Source organism: Citrifermentans bemidjiense Bem, assembly GCF_000020725.1.
GTDB classification, from domain to species: Bacteria; Desulfobacterota; Desulfuromonadia; order Geobacterales; family Geobacteraceae; genus Geomonas; species Geomonas bemidjiensis.
On sequence record NC_011146.1, the window covers coordinates 1,498,071 to 1,521,319 of the forward strand.

Genomic DNA, 23,249 nt, shown 5'->3' on the forward strand with positions numbered 1-23,249 from the left:
CAATGGAAAAACTTTTGGTGGTTGAGGCGGAAAAGCCCCTGTGCCTGCAATTGGAATCGGGGCTTTCCCTGGAATACGAAATCGTTGAAGCAGAGGGGCGCTCCGATGCCATGAAGCTCTTCCTGCAGCATTTCCCGAAGGTGGTGCTCCTTGGCCTCGCCGCGGACCCTGTTGGGGACCCCGAGGGGGTGGGGATCATGGAAGGGATGCTGAAGCTGCGCCCTGGTACCAAGGTCGTGCTGCTCGCCTTTCCAGCGCAGCGGGAGGAGGTGCACTTGGCCTTGCAGCGAGGCGCCTACGATTTCCACTGGAAACCGTCGGGCCTGGCGGAGTTGCAGGTCATCGTCCGGCGCGCCTTCCATCTGAGCGAGGTCGAGGAGCAGCATCTGGCACTGAAGAAGACGCTGGAGCGGACCACCGCGGGGATAGAGGGGATCGCCGGGCAGTGCATGGCGCTGCGCCAGCTCTTCGTCCTCAGGCAAGCGGGTCAGCTGCCGGATACCGGCCTCTCCTACCGGGCGCGCCTGGTGAGGGTCCCGCCCGAGTGGCCGGATCGCGGGGGCGAGAGCGAGGGGGAGGAGGGCGCCCTGGTGGGGCAGATGACCCTGCGGGAAGCGCGCGACAAGGTGGAGAAGTTGATGGTCGAGGAGGCGGTCGGCAACAGCGGCGGGAACATGACCCGGGCCTCCGAACTCCTCGGGGTGAGCCGCCCCGCCCTGTACGACCTGATGAAGAAGTACGGCCTCGGCAAAAAGGGGCAGCCGCCGGTCAGATATTGACCGTCATGCCGCCGTCGCGAGGGATCAGTTCGCTGAAGTAGTGGATGGTGTGGAAGCGCTCGGAAAGCGAAGGGACGGAGGTGGAGCTGAAGCGCCCGACGTGGATCAGGTAGCCGATGCCGAAAAGCCGCGCCGTCTCCAGGTTGGTCTCGCTGTCCTCCCCGAGCATGCTTCGCTGAGGTATGTACGGTATAACCTGCTGCAGTTTCCCCCAGAAGGCCGGATCCTCCTTGGGAAGTCCCAGGTCGTGGGCCGAGACTATCCCGTCGAAGTAGCTCCCAATCCTCGTTCTGCGCAGCTTCAAGTTGAGCGTCTTTCCGTGGGCGTTGGTGACCAGGTACGTCTTCTTGCCGTGCTGGCGCAGAAAGAGGAGGAACTCGGTGACGAAAGGGTGCACCGCGATCAGGTGGTTCAGCTCTTCCTTGAGCACCGGGATGTCGAGCCCCAGCTGCTCGGACCAATAGTCGAGATCGGTCCAGTTGAGGGTGTTTTCCTGCGAGCGGAACATGCGGTACAGCTTCTCTTTGGCCGCCTGAACGGTGCCTCCGTGTTTCTCGGCGTAGCGCTTGGGGACGTGCTCCACCCAGAAGTGGTCGTCGAAGTGCCGGTCCAAGAGCGTGCCGTCCATGTCCAGCAGTACGGTGTCGATGAGGGTCCAGTCGATTTTCAGAGGGAGGGGCATGTAGGGTTTTCCTCGGCAGGCGGATCGGCAGGAGCCGATCCGCCTGATGCTGCTCTTTACGCCTTGGCCTTGACGAACGCCTTGATCTTCTCCCGGTCGGGCGCCATCAGCTCGCAGCGGGTCTCTTTACCCACCAGGGCCGCGAGTGCCGGGGGAAGCGGGGGAGGTGAGCCTACGGCGCGCTCGACGGCATCCCCGAATTTCGCCGGGTGTGCCGTGGCGAGGCAGACCACCCTCGGGTGACCCGGCGCGCATTCCAGGGCGCCGCGCACGCCGACCGCGGTGTGTGGGTCGAGGAGGTAGCCGGTTTCGCGGTTGAAGGAGGCGATGGTATCCAGGGTCTTCTGCTCGTCCACCGTGCAGCTCATGAACTCCGCCTGCACCCTTAGCACCTGCTCCTTGGTGAACACGATCCTGCCGGTCGACTGCAATTCGGCGAAGGCGCTGCAGACCTTCTCCGGGTTCTCGTCCCAGAGGTAGTAGAGGTAGCGCTCAAGGTTGGAGGCGAGCTGGATGTCCATGGAGGGGGAGACGGTCTGCACCACCTTCCCGAGCGAATAGTCGCCGGTTTGCACGAAGCGGGCGAGGATGTTGTTCTCGTTGGTGGCCAAAAGCAGCTTCTCCACCGGGAGCCCCATCCTTTTCGCGAGGTAGCCGGCGAAGATGTCGCCGAAGTTGCCGGTGGGGACGGAGAAGATCACCTCTTTTTGCTCCGGGAGCCTACCCCAGGCGTAGAAGTAGTAGACCACCTGGGCCAAAACGCGCGCCCAGTTGATCGAGTTCACCGCGCCGAGCGCGTACTCCTTCTTGAACTGCAGGTCGTTGAAGAGGGCCTTCACGATGTTCTGGCAGTCGTCGAAGGTCCCCTCCACCGCGACGTTGTGCACGTTCTCGTCGAGTACGCTGGTCATCTGCAGCGCCTGGATCGGCGAGGTCTTCAGGTGCGGATGCAGGATGAAGATGTTGATGTTCTCCTTGCCGCGCACCCCGGCAATGGCCGCGCTCCCGGTGTCGCCCGAGGTGGCGCCGAGGATGTTCATCTTCTCCCCGCGCTCCTTCAAAAGGTATTCGAAGAGGTTCCCAAGAAGCTGCAGCGCCACGTCCTTGAAGGCGAGGGTGGGGCCGTGGAAGAGCTCCAATATGTAGACGCCGTCCTTTTGCACCAGCGGCGTGGTCTCCTCGTGCTCGAAGCTGCCGTAGGAACGGTCGATGAGCGCCTTCAGGTCGAAAGCCGGTATGTCGGTGGCGAAAAGGGAGATGACGTTGAAGGCAAGCTCGCGGTAGGGGAGCTTGGACCAGGCGGCCAAGGTGCCGCGGTCGAGCTGCGGGATTGATTCCGGAAGAATCAGCCCGCCGTCGGTGGCAAGTCCCATCATGACCGCGTCCTTGAAACCGACCGGCGCTATCTTTCCCCTGGTGCTTATGTATTTCATGTGGATTCTCTTTCTGCTGTAGGTGGTTTTGCCGTTTCGGCAACGTCAATATATAGCAGTTAAAAGTTTAAAAGTGAAGCGATTGCTGGCCGGGCAGTATTTGGGCGAGCCCTGAAGTCCCTCATCCTTTCCTGGACTGACAACTGCAACTACTGTTGCAGGCACAGGGAAAGAGAGCTATCGGTGCAGGCAAAGTAGCGACAGGAGTAAAATAAGTCCAGATAATATTAAATATGACTCATTGACCCCGCGCCATCGTCTTCGGCGCCGGTTATCTTGCACAGGCAAAATGACCGCTCTATCAGCCGTCGACGCGGCTCGAAATGCTGGAAAACGGCCGAGTTTTTCAAAAAAAGCGCTTGCATAAAGAACTCTTCCATGCTAAATATTGGGCACATGTTAACGTTCACTCAAAAGTGAGCTCCTCCGGCTCGCTTTTTTTTATGGGAAATCCTTGAGATGGCGAAGGTCGACGTAGTAGAAAGAGTAACTGAGATTATTGCGGAAGTGGGCGCCCCGCTCGGCATCGAACTGGTCGACCTGGAGTACAAGCGCGAGGGGCGCGATATGGTGGTGCGGGTTTTCCTGGAGAAGCGGGAAGGGGGCATCAACCTGGACGACTGCGCCGACGTGAGCCGGCAGCTCTCCGACATCCTCGACGTGGAAGATTTCATGCCGGAGCGTTACACGCTGGAGGTTTCCTCCCCCGGCATATGCCGACCGCTGAAGAAGGTGGCGGATTACGAGCGTTTCCTCGGGCACCTGATTAAGGTGAAGACCTTCGAGATGCTCGCCGACGAAGCCGGCAACAAGCGCAAGACCTTTACCGGGAAGCTCACCGGCATAGCGGACGGCGTGATCGGCATCGATCTCACCGAGGGGCAAAAGGCCCGCGTCCCTTTGGACAAGGTGGCCAAGGCGAACCTGGAATTCGAATTCTAAAAATTGACTATACCTAGCAAGTGAAGGAGACCGTGACGTGGAAACAAGCTTTAACCTCAAGCACACGATCGACCAGATCGTAAAAGAGAAGGGGATCGATAAGAGCATTGTAGTGGAGGCGCTGGAGCAGGCTGTCCTCACCGCTGCCAACAAGAAGTTTCGCAATACCCGCGACCTTGAGGCGCACTACAATCCCGAGGAAGGCGAGGTGGAGCTGTTCGAATTCGTTACCGTCGTGGAAGAGGTGCAGGATTCCTATCGCGAGATTGAGCTGGACGAGGCGCGCGAGGAGGATCCTGAGGTAGAGATCGGCGACTCCATCGGCATGAAGATGGACGCTTCCGGCTTCTCCAGGATCGCCGCCCAGACCGCAAAGCAGGTGATCATCCAGCGCGTGCGCGAGGCCGAGCGCGAGACCATCTTCAACGAGTTCATGGAGCGCCAGGGGGAGATCGTCAACGGCGTGGTGCGCCGCTTCGAGAAGGGTGACCTGATCGTCGACCTGGGGCGCGCCGAGGCGCTTTTGCCGCACAAGGAGCAGGCCCCGCGCGAGGTCTACCGTCAGGGGGACCGCGTCAAGGCGCTCATCACCGAGATCCGCATGACCACCAAGGGGCCGCAGATCATGCTCTCCCGCACCCATCCCACCATGCTCGCCAAGCTTTTCGAAGCGGAGGTGCCGGAAATCGCGGAGGGGATCGTCGAGATCAAGAGCGTGGTGCGCGAGCCGGGCGGGCGCGCCAAGATCGCCGTCTACTCGCATGACTCCGACGTCGACCCGGTCGGCGCCTGCGTCGGCATGAGGGGGTCCCGCGTGCAGAACGTGGTCTCCGAGCTGCGCGGCGAGAAGATCGACATCATCCCCTGGAGCGAGGATATCGCCCGCTTCGCCTGCAACGCCCTGGCTCCCGCCGTGGTGACCAAGGTGTACGTCGATGAAGAGGAGTACGCCATGGAGGTGATCGTGGCGGACGACCAGCTTTCGCTTGCCATCGGCAAGCGCGGCCAGAACGTGCGTCTGGCGGCGAAGCTTACCGGCTGGAAGATCGACATCAAGAGCGAGACCCGCATGGCCGAGGCCGAGCTGCAGCAGTTTGCCTCCTACGACGGCACCGAGGTGGAAGAGGAGCCGGCCGAAGAGGCGACGGAAGCCCAGCCGCAGGTCGAGGCCGCCGAAGAGGAGATCTAGCGCAGCATGCCCAAGGCCAACCCGCAAAGAAGCTGCCTCGCCTGCCGTGAGACCAAGGACAAGGGGAGCCTGCTTCGCCTGGTGCTGGCCCCGGACGGCACGGTAGTCCCCGACCTGCAGCAGAAACTTCCCGGACGCGGTGCCTATACCTGCATGAAGGGGAGCTGCCTCAAGCAGGCGGCGCAAAAAAGGCAGTTCGGCCGCGGCTTCAAAACCGAGGTCGCCCAGGTCGACCCGGAAGGGCTGGCGCGGCAGGTAGTAGAAAAGCTCGAGGAGCGGATAGCCTCCTATCTCTCCCTGGCCAACAAGGCCGGGAAGATCGTCTCGGGCTCGGACCAGGCGCTGGAGAAGCTGAAAAAGAGCGGAGCCGGGATCCTCTTTCTGGCCACAGACATCTCCGCCGACATCGGGGAGAAGTTCCGCGCCGTCGCGAAGCTTAGGGGGGTACCGTGCGTCTCCCTGTTCACCAAGGAACGCCTCGGGGCGCTTTTGGGCAAAGAGCTTAGGAGTGTCCTCGTGGTGACGGAGAGCGGCTTTGTCGGGTCTATTGAATTGGAAATTGAAAAGTACAGGAACTTCTTTGAGGAGGAGCGTGAGTAGATGAGCAAAACCCGCGTATATGAGCTGGCGCAGCAGATGGGGATAGACAATAAAGAGCTTATGGCAAGGCTGGCCGACGCTGGTGTGTCGGTAAAGAACCATATGGCGGTCCTTGAGGATTCGGATATCAAGGCGCTGTCCGCCCCTGCGCAGACACCCCACAAAGAAGTCTCCCAGGAGGAAGTTCGGGTCAAGCCGACCCTGATCCGCCGCCGGGCCAAGGCCGTCGAGCCTGAGGCCGCTTCCGCCGAAGCCGCATCCGCTCCCGCGGCTCAGGAAGAGGCCCCGCAAAAGGCCGAGCCCGAGAAGGTCGAGGCCGAGAAGGCTGAGGCCCCCAAGCCGCGCCAGGCAGCGGAACCGGTCCGCGCCCGCATCATAGAGGCTGCGCCCGTGCCTAAGCCCGCAGCGGCACCTGCCGAGGCAGCGAAGCCCGAGAAGGCAAAACCGGCCGAGCCGGCACCCGTTGCCGCCGCTCCCAAGGCTGCGGAAGCTCCGGCGGCACCCGCCGCGGAAGCCGCCCCCGCGGCCCCGGCACCGGCAGAAGCCCCGGTAGCGAAGCCGGCAGCGAAGCTGGAAGCGTCCGCCCCGGCAGCACCCGCGGCGCCGGCAGCGGCCGCCCCCGTCGAGGCCCAGGCCCCCGCCAAGGCCGAAGAGCAGGAGCCCGAAAAGGCGACCCCCACCAGGGCAAGGATCCTGGGCCGGGTCGAGATCCCGATTCCCGCGCAGCGCCCCGCCGAGCGCCGCGAATACCAGCGCACCGCCCCGGGCGAACGCCCCGCGCCGCGTCCCGGCATGCCGCGCGGCGTCGAGCGCCCCGGCACCGAGCGCCCCGCGCCCCGTCCGGGTGGGCCGCGTCCCGCAGGCGCCCCTGGCCGTCCCGGCGAACGTCCGACCACCGGCCGCCCCGGCGGACCCACCGGCGGGCGTCCTGATCGTCCCGCACCGCTTGCTCCGATAGATGCGCCGCCGCTTCTGGGCGACGACCGCCGCAAAGGGAGAAAGCCGGCCCCTGCCGGCGGCACCGACTACGCCAAAAACGGCAAGAAGGGCGCACCCGCCGCAGCAGGGAAGGGGAAGAAGGATAGCTTCAAGGACATCCTCGACAAGCGCGAGCGCGTCTTCGAGCCGGGTCCCCGTTCCAAGGGCAGAAAAGGTAAATACGAGAAGGTCCAGATCGGCAAGAAGACCGAGATCACGGTTCCGAAGGCTATCAAGAGGATCATCAAGATCTCCGAGTCCATCACCGTGGGCGAACTCGCCAAGAGGATGGGGATCAAGGCCACCGACCTGATCCGCGCGCTGATGAAGCTGGGGGTCATGGCCACCATCAACCACCCGCTCGACTTCGACACCGCTACTCTTCTCGCCACCGACTTCGGCTACGAGATCGAGAACGTGGCGCTCGACGTGGACGAGATCCTGGAGGCGGAGCCGGATACGCCGGAGTCCCTGCTGAAGCGTCCGCCGGTCGTCACCATCATGGGTCACGTCGACCACGGCAAGACCTCGCTTCTGGATGCCATCCGCGAAGCTAACGTCATAGCCGGCGAGGCCGGCGGCATCACCCAGCATATCGGCGCCTACGACGTGGAGCTGAACGGCAAGAAGATCACCTTCCTAGATACCCCGGGCCACGAGGCGTTCACCGCTATGCGCGCCAGGGGGGCCAAGGTCACCGACATCGTCATCCTGGTGGTGGCGGCGGACGACGGCGTCATGCCGCAGACCCGCGAGGCGGTGAACCACTCTAAGGCTGCCGGCGTTCCCATCATCGTGGCGATCAACAAGATCGACAAGCCCGATGCGAGCCCCGGCAAGGTGAAGCAGGAACTGATGGAGTTCGGCCTGGTTTCCGAGGAGTGGGGTGGCGAGACCATCTTCGTCGAGGTCTCCGCCAAGAAGCGGATCAACCTGGAGTCGCTTTTGGAGATGGTCCTTTTGCAGGCGGACGTACTCGAGCTCAGGGCCAACCCGGACAAGCCCGCCCGCGGCACCATCGTAGAGGCGAAGTTGGACAAGGGGCGCGGCCCGGTCGCGACCGTCCTGGTCCAGGAAGGAACACTCAAAAGCGGCGACTATTTCGTGGCGGGCGTCCACTACGGCCGCGTCCGCGCCATGCAGAACGACCGCGGGGAGAAGGTGCTTGCCGCAGGCCCGGCCATGCCGGTCGAGGTGATCGGCTTCAACGGGGTTCCCGACGCGGGCGACATCTTCGTGGCCATGGGCGACGAGAAGCAGGCCAAGGAGATCGCAAACCACCGCCAGATGAAGCTGCGCGAGTCGGAACTCGCCAAGCACAGCAAGCTCTCCCTGGAGCAACTCTACGAGAAGATCCAGAAGGGCGAGGTGAAGGACCTGAACGCGATCGTCAAGGGGGACGTGCAGGGTTCGGTCGAGGCAGTGGCCGAGTCGCTCAGAAAGCTCTCCACCGACGCCATCCGCCTCAACGTGCTGCACGCCTCGGTCGGCGCCATCACCGAGACCGATGTCAACCTGGCCAGCGCCTCCAACGCCATCATCCTCGGCTTCAACGTCCGTCCCGAGGTCAAGGCGGCGGCGCTCGCCGAGAAGGAAGGGGTCGACGTCAGGCTCTACAACATCATCTACGACGCGGTGGACGACATCAAGAAGGCGATGGAAGGTCTCCTGGAGCCGACCTTCAAGGAGAAGTACCTGGGTCGCGCCGAGATCCGCGAGGTATTCTCGGTACCAAAGGCCGGCATGGTCGCAGGTTCCTACGTCACCGACGGCAAGATCGTCAGAAACGCCCAGGTCCGCCTTTTGCGCGACAACATGGTGGTCTACGAAGGGAAGCTGGGAAGCCTGCGCCGCTTCAAGGACGACGTGAAGGAAGTGGCCACCGGCTACGAGTGCGGCATGTCGCTTGAGAACTACAACGACCTCAAAATCGGCGACATCTTCGAGTGCTTCGAGATGGAGAAGGTAGCCGGCAAACTGTAGCACCACGACAAAACGGGGAGAGCGGCGTCCCGCGTCCGGCATCCCGGCCGCGGAAGGCCCTCTCCCCTTATCGTTTACTGCTCCTCCCCCTGGAGGGGGGAGGCCGGGGGGGGCTGCGGAAACGAGAGAAATGCCCCCTCCCTGACCCTCCCCCTCTGTATAGACTGGGGACATGGTTTACAAATGTTCGGGGACATAGTTAACACTTTTGCCAAGAATGACCTTTCCTCGGAGGAGGGAGACCATGCCTTGGCGACCGGTGGATACTATGACCCTGAGATTCGAGTTCGTTCATTTGGCGTTGCAGGAAGGCAGCAACATAGCCTTCCTTTGCAAACGCTTTAACATCAGCCGTCCGACCGGCTACAAATGGATTAGCAGGTTCCTTGAAACCGGCGTCGAAGGCCTAATTGACTTATCTCGCAAGCCACTGACCTGTCCACATAAGACGGTCACTGCGACCGAAGATGCTATTCTCAAGCTTCGCGAAGAACATCAGGCTTGGGGAGCACGTAAGCTACGTAAGCGTCTTGAAAAACTTGGGCATCAGGGGGTGCCTGTACCTTCGACCATAACAGCAATCTTGCGCCGCAACGGCTGCATTGATCCAGCTGAGTCAGATAAACATACTGCTTTCCAACGGTTCGAGCACCCATACCCAAACGACCTATGGCAGATGGATTTCAAGGGCAGTATTCCGATGAAGCATCATGGTCGCTGTCATCCGTTGACTGTTCTGGATGACCATTCCCGGTTTAGTGTGGTGCTTGTAGCCTGTGCCAATGAGCGAACAGAAACGGTTAAAGCTGCTTTGATTGAGGCATTCAGGCAATATGGATTGCCATATCGAATGACCATGGACAATGGCAGCCCATGGGGTAACGATCAATACAACGACCTTACGCCATTAACGGTCTGGCTTATCAGAAACGAGATACGGGTCAGCCACTCTCGCCCCTATCATCCTCAAACACAGGGTAAGGACGAGCGGTTTCACAGAACTCTGGTTGCAGAAGCAATCGCTGGAAGAGTCTTCGAAGACCTAGCTGACTGCCAGCTTAGATTCGACACCTTCAGGCATTGCTACAACTTGGAGCGCCCACACGAATCACTAGGTATGGAAACTCCGATGACGCGTTATAAGCCTAGCCGGCGGACTTACTCAGAAATACTGCCCGAGATTCAGTACGCCCCAGACGACGAGATCCGAAAGGTCCAGGCCGAGGGTAAGGTGTCATTCAAAGGCCGATGTGTGCGCCTCGCGAAGGCGCTCAGGGGGCAGCCGGTGGCATTTCGGCCAACCATACGCGATGGCGAATATGGCGTTTATTTCTGCAGCCAGAAAATCGCAGAAGTCGATCTCAAAGAACAAAAAGTGTAAACCATGTCCCCGAACAACTGTAAACCTTGACCCCGGTCCATACACCCTCTGGGGGCGGGGATGTGACTGCTTAACCCTGCGGCTCGTCTGAGCCACGGGAAACCTACAAGAGAGAAAGAAAATGGTAAAGCGTTCAGACAAGGTCGGAGAGCAGATCCACAAGATTATCTCCGAACTCCTCATCAAGGGGCTCAAGGACCCGCGCATCGGGTTTCTCACCATCACCGGCGTCAAGATGACCCCGGACCTCAGGCAGGCGACGGTGTACTTCACCGTGCATGGCAGCGACGAGGACAAAAAGAACAGCGAGGCAGGGCTCAACTCCGCCAAGGGTTACATCCGCAAGGAGATCGGGCAGGCGCTCAAGATGCGCTTTGTCCCCGAGGTCCTGTTCAAGTACGACACATCCCTGGATTACGGCCAGCATATCGAATCGATTCTGAAGGAGATAGGGGCAACGGATGACGGCGAGCAAAGCTGAGATAACCCGGATACTGGCGGAGATCGACAACGGCTCCAGCTTCCTGATCACCAGCCACGAGAGCCCCGACCCGGACGCGGTCGGCTCGTCGCTTGCCCTTGCCAACTACCTCTCCGGGCGCGGCAAGGACGTCACCGTGTACCTGAGCGATCCGGTCCCGGACAACTGCTCCTTCCTCCCCATGGCGGATCAGGTCTATGCGGAAATGCCGGAGCGCGACTTCGACGTCTGCTTCGTCCTCGACGTGGGGGAGTTCCGCAGGGCCGGTAAGGCGGTCACCGGCAACAAGAGGATCGGCCGCCTCATCAACATCGACCACCACTTGGGGTGCGAGAACTTCGGCGTCTGCAACCTGATCGATCCCAAGGCGAGCGCCACCGCGGCGCTCATCCACCGGATCATCAAGGCGGCCGGCGACGAGGTCGATTATCCCGCCGCCCTTTGCATCTACACCGCCATCCTTTCCGACACCGGGAGCTTCCACTACTCGAACTCCGACCCCGAGGCGTTCGCCATCGCCGGCGAGATGATCGACAAGGGGGTCAACGCTTGGGATGTGAACGAGAACCTCTACGAGAGCGAGCCGCTGCAGCGTATCGCGCTCCTCGCTCTGGCGCTTTCCGATCTCACCGTCTCCCCTTCCGGGGAATACGCCTCGGTCACCGTCACTCTCGACATGTACGAGAAGACCGGCGCCAACGCCCAGGACACCGACCGTTTCATCAACTACCCCCGCTCCATCAGGGGAGTGCAGGTGGCGCTCTTCTTCCGCCAGATCGAGGAAGGCCTATTCAAGGTCGGCTTCAGGTCCAAGGGGAAGATGGACGTCTCCGCCGTGTCCGCCTCTTTTGGCGGGGGCGGGCATCATAACGCCGCCGGCTGCACGGTCAAGGGGACTTTGGCCGAGGTGAAGGCCCTGGTCTTCGACCGACTGGAGCAGATGCGCTGATGCTGAACGGCTTTTTTGTGATCGACAAGCCGGCCGGTGTCACCTCGCATGACATCGTGTCCAAGGTGCGTCGCGCCATCAACCAGAAAAAAGTGGGGCATACGGGAACGCTCGACCCCTTCGCCACAGGCGTGCTGCCCGTTGCCGTGGGCGAAGGGACCAAGGCGATCCAGTTCCTGGACGAGTCGGAGAAGGAGTACCGCGCCGTAATGAGGCTCGGTATCGCCACCGACACCCAGGATCTCACCGGCCAGGTGCTGGCGGAGCGCGACTGGTCGCAGTTGGAAGCAGCCGACCTGGAGCGGCTGGTGCCGCAGTTTCTGGGTCTCCAAAAGCAGATGCCTCCCATGTTTTCGGCCATCAAGCAGGGGGGCGTTCCGCTCTACAAGCTGGCCAGAAAGGGGATCGAGGTGGAGCGCGAGGCGCGCGAGGTGGAAATCCACTCGCTTAGCTTTGACTGGATCCGCCTACCCGAGGCGTGCTTCACCGTTACCTGCTCGCGCGGCACCTACGTGAGGACCCTTGCCTGCGACATCGGCGAGGCTCTTGGGTGCGGGGCGCACCTGTTGGAGCTGCGGCGCACAAGGAGCGGGCTTTTCCGCGAAAAAGACGCCATCAGCATAGAGGCGCTGGCTGCGGCCGCGAACCAGCAGGACCTGATCCTCCCGCTGGACCGGGCGCTCGACCACCTGCGCAGGCTGGAGCTGTCCGAGGCGGGGGGGAGGAAGGTGCAAAACGGCGTGGTGCCGCTAGCTGCCGATTTCACCGAGGCGACTGGAGAGTTTCAGCAGGGCGAACAGGTGCGACTCTATCAGGGGGAGCGCTTCGCTGCAGTAGCCGAGTACGACATGCTCAAAGGGCTGCGATTGGCGCGTGTATTCAACTAGTATTGTGCTTTACAGACAGTAGTTTCTATGGTACAAAGTTCGGATGTTTCACCTGCAGCGGCTTGACCTCGGCGCTGGCAGGAATTATAAACTAGAAGGACGAAGGGGGATAAATTAAATGCTGGTAACTGAAAAGAAACAGGAAATCGTCAATGCTCACAAGTTGCATGACTCTGATACAGGCTCTCCCGAAGTGCAGATCGCGCTTCTCTCTGAGCGTATCACCTATCTGACTGAGCACTTCAAGACCCACAAAAAAGACCATCACAGCCGTCGCGGTCTGCTGAAGATAGTCGGTCAGCGTAGGGGTCTTCTCGACTACCTGAAAAAGAAAGATGTGGAGAGATACAAGTCCATCATCGCGAAACTCGGTATCAGAAGGTAAGGAAAAGGCAACATACCTTTACGGGTATGTTGCCTTTCACATTAGTCACTTAAGGGCCTCGTGCCCTTTTTCTTGTTGGGGGCGTGGATAAAACCGCCTTGGGAGCTTGTCCGGCTCGCAGGGCGCTTTTATCGGCGGCCCCAACACCAACCGTAAAAAAGTTTAAATCGGAGGCCGAAGAATGGTACACACCGTACAGGCAGAATGCTGTGGCAAGACAATCACCATCGAAACGGGAAAGATCGCGAAGCAGGCCAGCGGCGCAGTCATGATCAAAAGCGGCGACACCATGGTGCTCGTCACCGCCGTCGCCATGAAGAGCGCCAAGGAAGGGCAGGGGTTCTTCCCGCTCACCGTCAACTACCAGGAGAAGGCGTACGCGGGCGGCCGCATCCCCGGGTCCTTCTTCAAGCGCGAGGGGCGTCCCTCCGACAACGAGACCCTGACCTGCCGTCTCATCGACCGCCCGATCCGTCCGCTGTTCCCGGAGAACTTCCTTAACGACACCCAGATCATGGCGACCGTGGTTTCGGCCGACAAGGACAACGACCCCGGCATCCTCTCCATGATCGGCGCCTCCGCGGCCCTGATGGTTTCCGACGTCCCCTTCGCAGGCCCCATCGCCGGCGTCAAGGTCGGCCGCGTCGACGGCCAGTTCATCGCCAACCCGACTGCGGAGCAGGAAGAAAAGAGCGACCTCGAGATCGTGATCGCCGCCAGCCAGGACGCAATCCTGATGGTGGAAGGTTCCGCCTGCGAGGTTTCCGAGGACGACCTGCTGGAAGCCATTTTCTTCGGCCACAAAGCGGTGCAGCCGGTCCTCGCCGCCCAGCTCGAGCTCGCCAAGAAAGTCGGCACCTCGAAGCGCGAAATCCCGGCGCCGGTGGTGAACGAGGCGCTGAAGGCGCGCGTATCCGCTCTCGCCAAAGAGGGGATGAAGCAGGCGGTCCGCATCAAGACCAAGGTGGAGCGCCACCTGGCCATCGACGCCATCGCGGACGAGACCGTCGCGGCACTTTCGGCCGAGTTCGAAGGCTCCGAGAAAGAAATCAAAGGTTTCATCGAAGACCTCGAGTACGACCTCGTGCGTGAGCACATCATCAAGGACGGCCAGAGGATCGACGGGCGCGATACCAAGACCATCCGCGCCATCTCCACCGAAGTAAGCCTGCTCCCCCGCGCCCACGGCTCCGCCCTGTTCACCCGCGGCGAGACCCAGTCCATCGTGGCGGCGACGCTCGGCACCTCGGTCGACGAGCAGCGCATCGACTCGCTCTACGGCGACTCCAGGAAGAAGTTCATGCTGCACTACAACTTCCCTCCGTACTCCGTCGGCGAGACCAGCTTCCGCCTTGCCCCGGGGCGCCGCGAGATCGGCCACGGCATGCTCGCCGAGCGCGCCCTGCAGCAGGTGCTCCCGAAGCATGACGACTTCCCCTACACCATCAGGATCGTTTCCGACATCACCGAGAGCAACGGCTCCTCTTCGATGGCGACCGTCTGCGGCGGCTCGCTGTCCATGATGGACGCAGGCATCCCGATCAAGGCGCCGGTTGCCGGCATCGCCATGGGCCTCATCAAGGAAGGCGACGATTTCGCCATCCTCTCCGACATCCTCGGCGACGAAGACCACCTGGGCGACATGGACTTCAAAGTGGCCGGTACCGCCGAAGGCGTCACCGCGCTGCAGATGGACATCAAGATCGGCGGCGTCACCCGCGAGATCATGAGCGCGGCGCTGGCTCAGGCCAAGGCAGGCAGGATCCACATCCTGGGCGAGATGGCCAAGACCATCGGGGCATCGCGCGGCGACCTCTCCGCCTTCGCGCCTCGCATCACCACCATCTGGGTCAAAGTCGACAAGATCCGCGACGTCATCGGGAGCGGCGGCAAGAACATCAGGAGCGTCACCGAGGCGACCGGCGTCTCCATCGACATCGACGACACCGGCAAGATCAACATCGCTTCCACCAACAAGGAAGCCTGCGACCTCGCCATCAAGATGATCAGGAACCTCACCGCCGAGGCCGAGGAAGGGAAGCTCTACATGGGCACCGTCAAAAAGATCATGGAGTTCGGCGCCTTCGTGGAGATCTTCCCGGGAACCGACGGCCTGGTCCACGTCTCCGAGCTCGACACCGAGCGCGTCAAGAACGTGAGCGACATCCTCAAAGAGGGCGACAAGGTCCTGGTCAAGTGCATCGGCATCGACAAGCAGGGCAAGATCAAGCTGTCCCGTAAAGAGGCTCTGGGACTGACTTTCACCGAATAATCCTTCTCATTTGAAAGCTGGCAATTTATGGCAATCCAGGTATAGTTCTAGCCATGATTAAAAAGACCATTCTAAATAACGGGATACGTGTCATCACCGAGCGTATCCCGTATGCCAGCTCGGTATCGATCGGTATCTGGGTTGCCAACGGCTCCCGCCATGAACGGCGGGAGTCCAACGGCGTCGCCCATTTCATCGAGCACCTTCTCTTTAAGGGGACCGAACGGCGCTCCTCCCTCGACATCGCCCGCGAAATCGATTCGGTGGGGGGCGTACTGAACGCCTTCACCAGCCGCGAGTACGTCTGCTACTACGCCAAAGTCCTGGACAAGTTCCTCCCCAAGGCCGTCGACCTTCTCACCGACATCTTCCTCCATTCAACCTTCGACCCCGAAGAGATCGAAAAGGAGCGCCGCGTGGTGCTCCAAGAGATCAACATGATGGAAGACACCCCCGACGACCTGATCCACGACCTGTTTCACCAGCATTTCTGGAAGGGGCACCCCTTGGGGATGTCCATCCTGGGCGACGCCGAAAGCGTCACCGGCCTCACCCGAGACGCTATCATCGCCTACAAAGAGCAGATGTACCGCTCCGACGACGTCATCGTGACCGCCGCCGGCAACCTTACCCACGATAAGCTGACCGCTCTCCTGGAGGAGTACCTCCACTGTGTCCCCTCCGGCAACGGCAGGACTGAATCGGCGCCTCCGGTATACGAGCGGAGGATCGAGCTGGTCGAGAAGGACCTGGAGCAGATCCACGTCTGCCTCGGCCTCAAAGGGGTTCAGCAAAGCCACCCTCAGCGCTACGACGCTTTCATAATGAACGCCATCCTGGGCGGGTCGATGAGTTCCCGGCTTTTCCAGGAAGTGCGCGAGAAAAGCGGTCTTGCCTACTCCGTCTATTCCTACATCGCCTCCCACGCCGACGCCGGTTCGCTGGTGGTCTACGCCGGCGCGAGCCCCGAAAACCAGGCTGAACTCCTCGAGATCATGCTGCGCGAGATCGGGCGCTTTAAAAGAGAACCGGTCCCGGCCGAGCAGCTGGACGGTGCCCGCGAGCAGCTCAAGGGAAACCTTCTTCTCTCCCTGGAATCCAGCGACAACCGCATGTCGCGTCTTGCCAAGAACGAGATCTATTTCGGCACACCCCTGCCGCTCTCCGAGATCATGGAGGGGTTCGACCGGGTCACCGCCGAGAGCATCCAGACCCTCGCCGTAGATATCCTCGACAATTCCGCGCTGACCCTGGTCATGCTGGGGCGGATCGGTACGCCTTCTTTCAAAGCTTCGGACATAAACGTCTGAGATGGGTAGCCTGCCTGTCCGGATAAAGAGGTTGAGAGCAACCCCGCTGCCGGCCTACATGACCGAGCACGCGGCCGGCGTCGACCTCTGCGCGTCGCTCTCCGCCGATTTCGTGCTGGCGCCTGGCGAGAGGGCACTGGTACCCACCGGGCTTGCCATAGAACTCCCGCCGGGGTTCGAGGCGCAGGTGAGGCCGAGAAGCGGGCTCGCTTTACGCCACGGCATCGCGCTTGTTAACTCGCCGGGAACCATTGACGCCGACTACCGCGGCGAGATCGGGGTGATCCTGATCAACCTGGGGAGCGAGCCGTTCACGGTGAGCGACGGCGAGCGTATCGCCCAGATGGTTTTTGCCCGCTGTGAGCGTGCCGAGTTCATTGAGGTCGATGAGTTAGGCGACACCGCGCGCGGCGCCGGCGGCTTCGGGCATACGGGTAGATAGAGAAAGAAGCAGATAGAGAAAGAAGCAGATAAAGATAGAGATAAAGATAAAGATTGAGACTAAGACTAATCTAAGACTAAGACTCTGGGCCTCATATTGCTACAATAATCCCTTCTTCCTACAACCACATCCTGCCGGCGGTCTTGCCGGGCAGCCGCGTCACCCATTCTTGAACAACCATCGGGGGCAGGCACATGAAAGATCCTCGCTTAAAACAATTCGCTGAAGTCCTGGTCGATTACTCGGCACGCGTGCAGAAAGACGACGTGGTGCTCATCTCCTGCGCCGGCACAGAAGGCGCACCTTTGGTCAAGGAGCTCTACGCGCTCTGCCTGGAGCGGGGCGCCAAGTACGTCGAGTACGAGTTCACCATCCCCGACATCAACCGCTACTTCTACAACCTGGCCAGCGCCGAGCAGCTCTCCTACTTCCCCCAGCACAAGCTGGACTTCATGAAGCAGGCGAACGTCTACATCGGGCTTACGGCGTCGGATAACTCCATGGTGATGGCCAAGGCGAAGCAGGTCAGCATGATCGCCTGGTCCAAGGTGGTGCGCCCCATCATCGACCAGCGCGTGAAGCACACCCGCTGGGTGATCACCCGCTATCCGACCCAGTCGGCAGCCCAGGAAGCGCGCATGAGCCTCGACGAGTATGAGGATTACCTCTTCGCGGCCTGCTGCATGGATTGGGAGGAGGAGTCGAGGAAGCAGGATGCGCTCAAGGCGTGCGTGGACGCGGCGGACCGGGTGCGCATCAAGGCTTCGGACACCGATCTCTCCTTCAGCATCAAGGGGCTTCCCGGCATCAAGTGCGACGGGCGCCTCAATATCCCCGACGGCGAGGTCTTCACCGCGCCGGTGCGCGATTCGGTGCAGGGGTACATCACCTACAACTGCCCCACCGTGTACCAGGGGAAGGAGTTCAACAACATCCGCCTCGAGTTCGAGAACGGCCGCATCGTCCGCGCCAACTCGCCGGGAATGGACGAAGAGCTGAACCGGATCCTCGACACCGACGAGGGGGCGCGTTACGTCGGTGAATTCGCCATCGGCGTCAACCCGAAAATCACGGTGCCGATGCGCAACATCCTTTTCGACGAGAAGATCTTCGGCTCCATCCACTTCACGCCCGGGCAGGCCTACGACGAATGCGACAACGGCAACCGCTCCGCGGTCCACTGGGACATGGTGAAGATACTGGCCGGCGACGGCGAGCTGTGGTTCGACGACATCCTGATCCAGAAGGACGGACTCTTCGTCCACGAGCCCCTGCTCGGTCTTAACCCGGGCGCTTAGGCTGGCAGTAGGCACGCTCTTTTAGTAACGGCCGCTCACGCGGCAGACAGAGGTGCAGCGGATTGACTCAATTCGCTTATTCTGATAGATTCAAGGCTGTTAAAAAACGACGGAGAAACAGATGGCACCCATTCATGCACAGTTCAAGCAGATCCTCTCTCTTCTGGAAATCGTTCCGGTACGTCGTGACGCGCAGTCTGTCACTGTGACGGAGGGGATCGTATAGGCTTAAACAGCATGTTTTCCCAAAGCCCCCCACCGACACAGTCAGTGGGGGGCTTTTTTTATGGAGCTTTGTCATGATTCCCTTGTTAAAGCCTACCTACTGGAGGCCGCACGTCGCCTTGGATGTCGGAACCGCAACTACGCGCATAGCTGCAGGGAGCCGGTTGATGGAACAACCGTCGATGATCGGCAGGAAAAGGGCTCTTAGCGGAGGGGTGGTGGTAGACGGGGAGACGGCATGGCATATCCTGAAGCCTCTACTGGATCGCGCCAGGGTCTGCGGCATCGTCAAGCCCTGCGTCCTAGCCTGCGCTCCCAGCGACGCACGTTATGAAGAGCGACAGCTGCTGGTCGACTCCATTATGAGATCCGGGGCAGCATCGGCCGCTGTGATCCCGGAACCGCTCGCGGCCGCGATTGGCGCAGGGATCGACGTTTCCTCGCCCTACGCCAGGATGGTGGTGGATATAGGTGAAGGCGTGACCGACTGCGCGATTATCAGCTCCAGCGAAATCCGCGCTTGCTGCGCGGTCAGGATCGGGTGCGCCCGGATGCGCTCGGCCATCGTGAAGAACATCGGCGGCGAGTATGGCGACGACCTTGCCGACGACCTGATGCGCCGCTGCGGCCTTGCCCGATCTCCGGAAGACGCTGGGAGCGTCGCGGTCGCGGCATCGATCGAGGTGGTGCTGGAAGAGATCGCCGCAAAGCTCTCTTTGTTCGTGCGGGATCTCCCTGCCGAAATGGGATGCGACGTCATCGACAGCGGGATCTGCCTGACCGGCGGCGGCGCTCTCATCCCCGGGGTGCGACGCTATCTTGAAGAGCGGATCGGCATCAGCATCTGCGTTGCCGACAACCCGCGCCACTCAGTGGTCGAGGGGGCACGAGCAATCCTGCCGGTCATGCTTATGCTGAACCGTTGGCACTGATTCCCCGCTGCTTGACGGCGGCGATACTAACATTGAGGAGGTTTCACTATGAAGAATACCCAGAAGGCGCAACGGCAGGTAGTCGTAACCGAATTCGACATGGAGCGTTTGGAGGCTTTGATCGACAAGGCGCGCTCCACCCAGACGCGGGACAGCAAGAACCTGAAAGAACTGGGAGAAGAACTGGTCCGGGCTGAAGTGGTGGATCCGGCGGGCATCCCTCCGGACGTGATCACCATGAATTCGAAGGTTTGCCTGCAGGATCTCGATTCCGAGGAAGAGTTGGTTTACACGCTCGTCTTTCCCAACGAGGCGGATCTGGCCAGCGGCAAGATCTCGATTCTGGCACCGGTCGGTACCGCTATGATCGGTTTTAGAACCGGAGACCGCATCACCTGGCCCGTACCTGGAGGGATGAAGAATCTGAAGGTGAAGAAGATTCTCTATCAGCCTGAAGCGGCAGGGGATTACCATCTCTAGGAAGTTCGCGCGGCTTCTTCGCGGCAGGCAGGAAGGAACAGTTTCTTGCCTGTTCTTGCAGACAGCACGGCATGGCTGGATCAGGGGAGTCCGAGGAAAGGATGTAGCGGCAACGAGGCTGAACAGCTAAGATCAATGGTGGACGGGGCCACGTTTATATATTATATATAACACCGCCCTGAGACTGTGGTGCGCCGACGCGAACTATGGTGGACGACATCCTGATCCAGAAGACGCCACACTTGGTCCATGCGCCTCTTCTGAGATTAAACCCGGTGACTAGACATGCTCCTGGAAATAAATCCCGACAATCCGCAGCCGCGGCTGGTAGCCAAGGTGGTGGAGATACTGAAAAACGGAGGCGTGGTTGCCTACCCGACCGACACCACCTACGGCATCGGCTGCAGCATCTTCAGCAAGAAGGGAATCGAGCGGATCTACCAGGTCAAACAGCGCGACCGCAAGAAACCCTTTTCCTTCATCTGCTCGGACATATCCGAGATCTCGCGCTACGCCAGGGTCTCCAACTACGCCTTCAAACAGCTGCGCCGGCTGCTGCCTGGCCCGTACACCTTCGTCCTGGAGGCGAACAGCGTGGTGCCGGACCTGGTCACGACCAAGCAGAGAACGGTCGGCATCCGCATGCCCGACAACAACATCTGCCTTGCCATAGTGAAGGAGTTGGGCCACCCCATCGTCACCACCAGCGCCAACCTCTCCGGAGAAGACCCTATTGGCAATCCCTGGCAGGTCGAGCACGAACTCGGGAAACTCCTGGATCTCGTGGTCGACGGCGGCGACCTCTCCGCCGACGTTAGTTCCGTGGTAAGCCTCATCGGCGACTCTCCCGAACTCCTCAGGAAAGGGGTAGGGGACGTGAGCTGGTGCGAATGATGCGCCCATCGGAACCGAGGTCAGCACTCCATGCGTAAAAAAACCGTCCGCAGCGGGATCAGGGCCATCTGCGCCAGCATCATCTCCCTCATGGTCGCCACCTTCTTCCACGACAGCCTGGGCCGGTTCTTCCTGCTCGGGCTGGACGGGGAGGCGCGGCTGGTATTCTTCGGCTTTTTCCTGGCCGGCGTCCTGGGCGGGTTCGGAGTGCTGGTAGCCGCTATCGGTCTCTTGCAGAGCGAAGCACCCCACCCGAGGGCGCGCCTGATGCCGGGCATCCTGCTGCTTTTCTCCCTGGTTTTTCTCTTCTTCGTGCTCGCCTACACGTCGTTCACCACCCCCGCGTCTCCGAGGCTTGCCCCGGGCGAGAGCATAAACATCTGAAACCGGTCAGGCAGCGGCTCCGCGTTGATCTCTCCCGAGCCCCGCATGTCCAATTAAATCCGCTACACCTCAACCTTAACCTTAACCTTAGCCTGTCTTTTATGCTATATTGGGCCGGTTGTTAATAATGAAAACCCCGGAGGGTGGCATGTTTCGTCTCACCATTCACACTGCCTTCGCTGCAGCCCACAACTTGATCAACTACCAGGGGGACTGCGAGAACCTGCATGGCCACAACTGGAAGGTCGAGGTATCGGTAACGACCAATGAACTGGACAAGGCGGGGCTCGGCATCGACTTCAAGATCCTCAAGCGGGAGACCAACACCCTCTTGAAGACCCTGGACCACAAGTACCTGAACGAGCTCCCCCCTTTCTTGGAGGTCTCCCCCTCTTCCGAGAACATCGCGCGCTACCTTTATCATGAGCTGACCAAGATCCTTGGCAGCGACAAGGTGAAGGTGGAGATGGTCACCGTGTGGGAGTCGGATTTCGCCGCCGCGAGCTACTATGAGTAACGGTCTTCGCGCCCCTCTGGTCGAGTGCTTTTCCTCGATCCAGGGCGAGGGAGTCCTGGTCGGCCTGCGCCAGGTGTTCCTGAGGCTTGCCGGCTGCAACCTGAACTGCTCCTTTTGCGATACTCCCGGCATGAGCGAGACGCCCAAGGAGTGCCTGCTGGAACTTACCCCTGGGCGGCGGGACTTCTTCAAGGTGCCGAACCCGGTCGGACTGGAGCGGGTCGCCACGCTTTTGGAGAGCTGGACCGAGGGGTGGCCCGGCATCCACCACTCCATCAGCGTTACCGGAGGAGAGCCGCTACTGTACGCGAAAGAGCTGAAGGAGTGGCTTCCTGTGTTGAGAACGCTGCTTCCGGTCTACCTGGAGACCAACGGGACCCTCGCCCATCAGCTGGCACCGCTCATGCCGCACCTGGATTACATCGGCATGGATTTCAAGCTCCCCTCCACCTCAGGCTGCGTGAATCTTTGGGATGCGCACCGCGCCTTCCTGGAAACGGCTTCGAAGACTAGCGTCTTCGTGAAGATCGTCATCGACCAGAGCACCGAGGATTGGGAGATCGAACGCTCCTGCCAGATGATCATGGCCGTGAACCCCGGCATCCCCCTCATCCTGCAGCCGATGACACTCGGAAGCGGCGCCGTCGCGCTCCCCGCGCTGAGGATGCTGGAACTCCAGGAACTCTGCTCGGGCCTGAACGAGGTCCGGGTCATCCCCCAGACGCACAAGTTCATGGGGCAGCTCTAGCCGGAGATCTAGTCGGACGAAAGAACAGGGTAAGGTCAAGGGGGCGTCGTCGGGCGCCCCTGTTTATTTTCCGGGGCTGTCGGTATAATGAGGGCTGGCAACTGGCCGGGGAGGTAAAGGATTGAGCCGACTTCCAAGGGTTGACGAGATGAACAACGTGCTGGAGGAGCTTTCCCGCCAGCACCTGAAGGGGAAGGTCCGGGCGCTGAGGCTGAGCCTCATGGCGCTTCTGACCGGCGGGCACATCCTCCTGGAGGATATCCCGGGGCTCGGGAAGACCACCATGGCGCTAGCCTTCGCCGGCGCGCTGGGGCTCTCCTTCGGCCGGGTGCAGTGCACGAGCGACCTCCTTCCCTCGGACATCACCGGCCTCTCCGTCTTCGACAGGGAAACCGGCCGCTTCAACTTCATCAAGGGCCCGGTCTTCAACAACATCGTGCTGGTGGATGAGATCAACCGCGCCATGCCGAAGACGCAAAGCGCGCTCCTGGAGGCTATGGAGGAGCGCCGGGTGACGGTGGAAGGTGTTACCTACCGGCTCCCGGAACCGTTCCTGGTCTTAGCCACCCAGAACCCGGTGGAGCAGGTCGGCACCTATCCGCTTCCCGAATCGCAGATGGACCGCTTCCTCATCAAGACCGGCATAGGCTACCCCCCCGAGGAGATAGAGAAGGGGATACTGAGGCAGGGGAGCATCAGGGACGAAATCCTCCACATACCTTCCCTGGTGACGCACGAGGAGCTGGTCGACGCGATCGGGACGGTGAAGAAAGACGTCTACGTGGGGGAGAAGGTGACCGACTACGTCTACGCCATCATCAAGGCCACCCGGAACTATCCCCTGATCCAGGCCGGGCTCTCCACCCGCGGCGGCATCGGGATGGTCGACGCCGCCAAGGCCGCGGCGTACCTGAACGGACGGGACTTCGTAGCGCCGGAGGATGTACGGGATGTGGCGCACGCGGTCTGCCCGCACCGCCTCATTTTCCGCCCGGAGCACGAAGGGGTGGACAAGGAGCAGATATTAAACGCGATCCTAAAAGAGATACCGCTCCCCCTCACATAAAGCTCACCAAAG

General features: G+C 60.9%; 23 protein-coding genes. 21 read left to right on the forward strand and 2 right to left on the reverse strand.

Annotated features, from left to right (window positions below):
- The first annotated feature begins 2 nt into the window (after positions 1-2).
- Positions 3-779 carry a helix-turn-helix domain-containing protein gene (locus GBEM_RS06515; RefSeq protein WP_012529727.1) on the forward strand — a complete coding sequence of 259 codons (777 nt, stop codon included), beginning with the start codon at positions 3-5 and terminating at the stop codon, positions 777-779.
- Here GBEM_RS06515 and GBEM_RS06520 read toward each other — a convergent pair.
- The gene (locus GBEM_RS06520; RefSeq protein WP_012529728.1) at positions 769-1,461 is read right to left on the reverse strand and encodes an HAD family hydrolase; all 693 of its coding nucleotides are present in this window, start codon (positions 1,459-1,461) and stop codon (positions 769-771) included. The two genes, GBEM_RS06515 and GBEM_RS06520, sit on opposite strands and share 11 nt — an antisense overlap.
- A 56-nt stretch (positions 1,462-1,517) precedes the next feature.
- Positions 1,518-2,894, reverse strand: a complete 1,377-nt coding sequence (gene thrC, locus GBEM_RS06525; protein ID WP_012529729.1) for a threonine synthase — start codon at positions 2,892-2,894, stop codon at positions 1,518-1,520.
- Between the two features lie 459 nt (positions 2,895-3,353).
- Here thrC and rimP point away from each other — a divergent pair, with 459 nt between their 5' ends.
- From rimP to GBEM_RS06625, 20 genes are all read left to right on the forward strand, one after another.
- The gene (rimP, locus tag GBEM_RS06530; protein ID WP_012529730.1) at positions 3,354-3,836 is read left to right on the forward strand and encodes a ribosome maturation factor RimP; all 483 of its coding nucleotides are present in this window, start codon (positions 3,354-3,356) and stop codon (positions 3,834-3,836) included.
- Positions 3,837-3,873: 37 nt separating this feature from the next.
- Entirely contained in the window at positions 3,874-5,025 is a 1,152-nt protein-coding gene (gene nusA, locus GBEM_RS06535) for a transcription termination factor NusA (RefSeq protein WP_012529731.1), read from the forward strand.
- Positions 5,026-5,031: 6 nt separating this feature from the next.
- Complete coding sequence (locus GBEM_RS06540) at positions 5,032-5,625, forward strand: DUF448 domain-containing protein (RefSeq protein ID WP_012529732.1); 594 nt, start codon at positions 5,032-5,034, stop codon at positions 5,623-5,625.
- On the forward strand, positions 5,626-8,586 hold the full coding sequence (infB, locus tag GBEM_RS06545) for a translation initiation factor IF-2 (protein WP_012529733.1): 2,961 nt from the start codon (positions 5,626-5,628) through the stop codon (positions 8,584-8,586). It begins immediately after the preceding gene.
- A gap of 244 nt (positions 8,587-8,830) precedes the next feature.
- The gene (locus GBEM_RS06550; protein ID WP_012528777.1) at positions 8,831-9,967 is read left to right on the forward strand and encodes an IS481-like element ISGebe1 family transposase; all 1,137 of its coding nucleotides are present in this window, start codon (positions 8,831-8,833) and stop codon (positions 9,965-9,967) included.
- Between the two features lie 121 nt (positions 9,968-10,088).
- The gene (locus GBEM_RS06555; RefSeq protein ID WP_012529734.1) at positions 10,089-10,448 is read left to right on the forward strand and encodes a ribosome-binding factor A; all 360 of its coding nucleotides are present in this window, start codon (positions 10,089-10,091) and stop codon (positions 10,446-10,448) included.
- Positions 10,429-11,397 (forward strand): DHH family phosphoesterase, encoded by a 969-nt coding sequence (locus GBEM_RS06560; protein ID WP_012529735.1) that lies wholly within the window; start codon positions 10,429-10,431, stop codon positions 11,395-11,397. Before GBEM_RS06555 ends, GBEM_RS06560 begins: the two co-directional genes overlap by 20 nt.
- Before the next feature lie 2 nt (positions 11,398-11,399).
- Positions 11,400-12,284, forward strand: a complete 885-nt coding sequence (gene truB / locus GBEM_RS06565; protein ID WP_226373964.1) for a tRNA pseudouridine(55) synthase TruB — start codon at positions 11,400-11,402, stop codon at positions 12,282-12,284.
- Positions 12,285-12,402: 118 nt separating this feature from the next.
- Positions 12,403-12,669 carry a 30S ribosomal protein S15 gene (gene rpsO, locus GBEM_RS06570; protein WP_012529737.1) on the forward strand — a complete coding sequence of 89 codons (267 nt, stop codon included), beginning with the start codon at positions 12,403-12,405 and terminating at the stop codon, positions 12,667-12,669.
- 181 nt (positions 12,670-12,850) lie between these two features.
- A complete protein-coding gene (gene pnp / locus GBEM_RS06575; protein WP_012529738.1) occupies positions 12,851-14,941 on the forward strand; it encodes a polyribonucleotide nucleotidyltransferase in 2,091 nt (696 codons plus the stop codon).
- 53 nt (positions 14,942-14,994) lie between these two features.
- Positions 14,995-16,251: a M16 family metallopeptidase gene (locus GBEM_RS06580; protein WP_012529739.1), complete on the forward strand. Its 1,257-nt coding sequence runs from the start codon at positions 14,995-14,997 to the stop codon at positions 16,249-16,251.
- Position 16,252: 1 nt separating this feature from the next.
- Positions 16,253-16,693, forward strand: coding sequence for a dUTP diphosphatase (gene dut, locus GBEM_RS06585; protein ID WP_012529740.1), 441 nt, complete (start codon positions 16,253-16,255; stop codon positions 16,691-16,693).
- A 194-nt stretch (positions 16,694-16,887) separates the two neighbouring features.
- Positions 16,888-17,991, forward strand: coding sequence for an aminopeptidase (locus GBEM_RS06590; protein ID WP_012529741.1), 1,104 nt, complete (start codon positions 16,888-16,890; stop codon positions 17,989-17,991).
- A gap of 299 nt (positions 17,992-18,290) precedes the next feature.
- Positions 18,291-19,148 (forward strand): rod shape-determining protein, encoded by an 858-nt coding sequence (locus GBEM_RS06595; RefSeq protein WP_012529743.1) that lies wholly within the window; start codon positions 18,291-18,293, stop codon positions 19,146-19,148.
- Positions 19,149-19,196: 48 nt separating this feature from the next.
- The gene (gene rnk, locus GBEM_RS06600) at positions 19,197-19,628 is read left to right on the forward strand and encodes a nucleoside diphosphate kinase regulator (RefSeq protein WP_012529744.1); all 432 of its coding nucleotides are present in this window, start codon (positions 19,197-19,199) and stop codon (positions 19,626-19,628) included.
- A 285-nt stretch (positions 19,629-19,913) separates the two neighbouring features.
- Complete coding sequence (locus tag GBEM_RS06605) at positions 19,914-20,522, forward strand: L-threonylcarbamoyladenylate synthase (RefSeq protein WP_012529745.1); 609 nt, start codon at positions 19,914-19,916, stop codon at positions 20,520-20,522.
- Positions 20,523-20,552: 30 nt separating this feature from the next.
- Positions 20,553-20,906 carry a hypothetical protein gene (locus tag GBEM_RS06610; RefSeq protein ID WP_012529746.1) on the forward strand — a complete coding sequence of 118 codons (354 nt, stop codon included), beginning with the start codon at positions 20,553-20,555 and terminating at the stop codon, positions 20,904-20,906.
- A 148-nt stretch (positions 20,907-21,054) separates the two neighbouring features.
- Positions 21,055-21,423, forward strand: coding sequence for a 6-carboxytetrahydropterin synthase QueD (gene queD, locus GBEM_RS06615; protein ID WP_012529747.1), 369 nt, complete (start codon positions 21,055-21,057; stop codon positions 21,421-21,423).
- Positions 21,416-22,171, forward strand: coding sequence for a 7-carboxy-7-deazaguanine synthase QueE (locus GBEM_RS06620; protein WP_012529748.1), 756 nt, complete (start codon positions 21,416-21,418; stop codon positions 22,169-22,171). Before queD ends, GBEM_RS06620 begins: the two co-directional genes overlap by 8 nt.
- 148 nt (positions 22,172-22,319) lie before the next feature.
- Positions 22,320-23,237, forward strand: a complete 918-nt coding sequence (locus GBEM_RS06625; protein WP_041262691.1) for an AAA family ATPase — start codon at positions 22,320-22,322, stop codon at positions 23,235-23,237.
- Positions 23,238-23,249 lie beyond the last annotated feature (12 nt).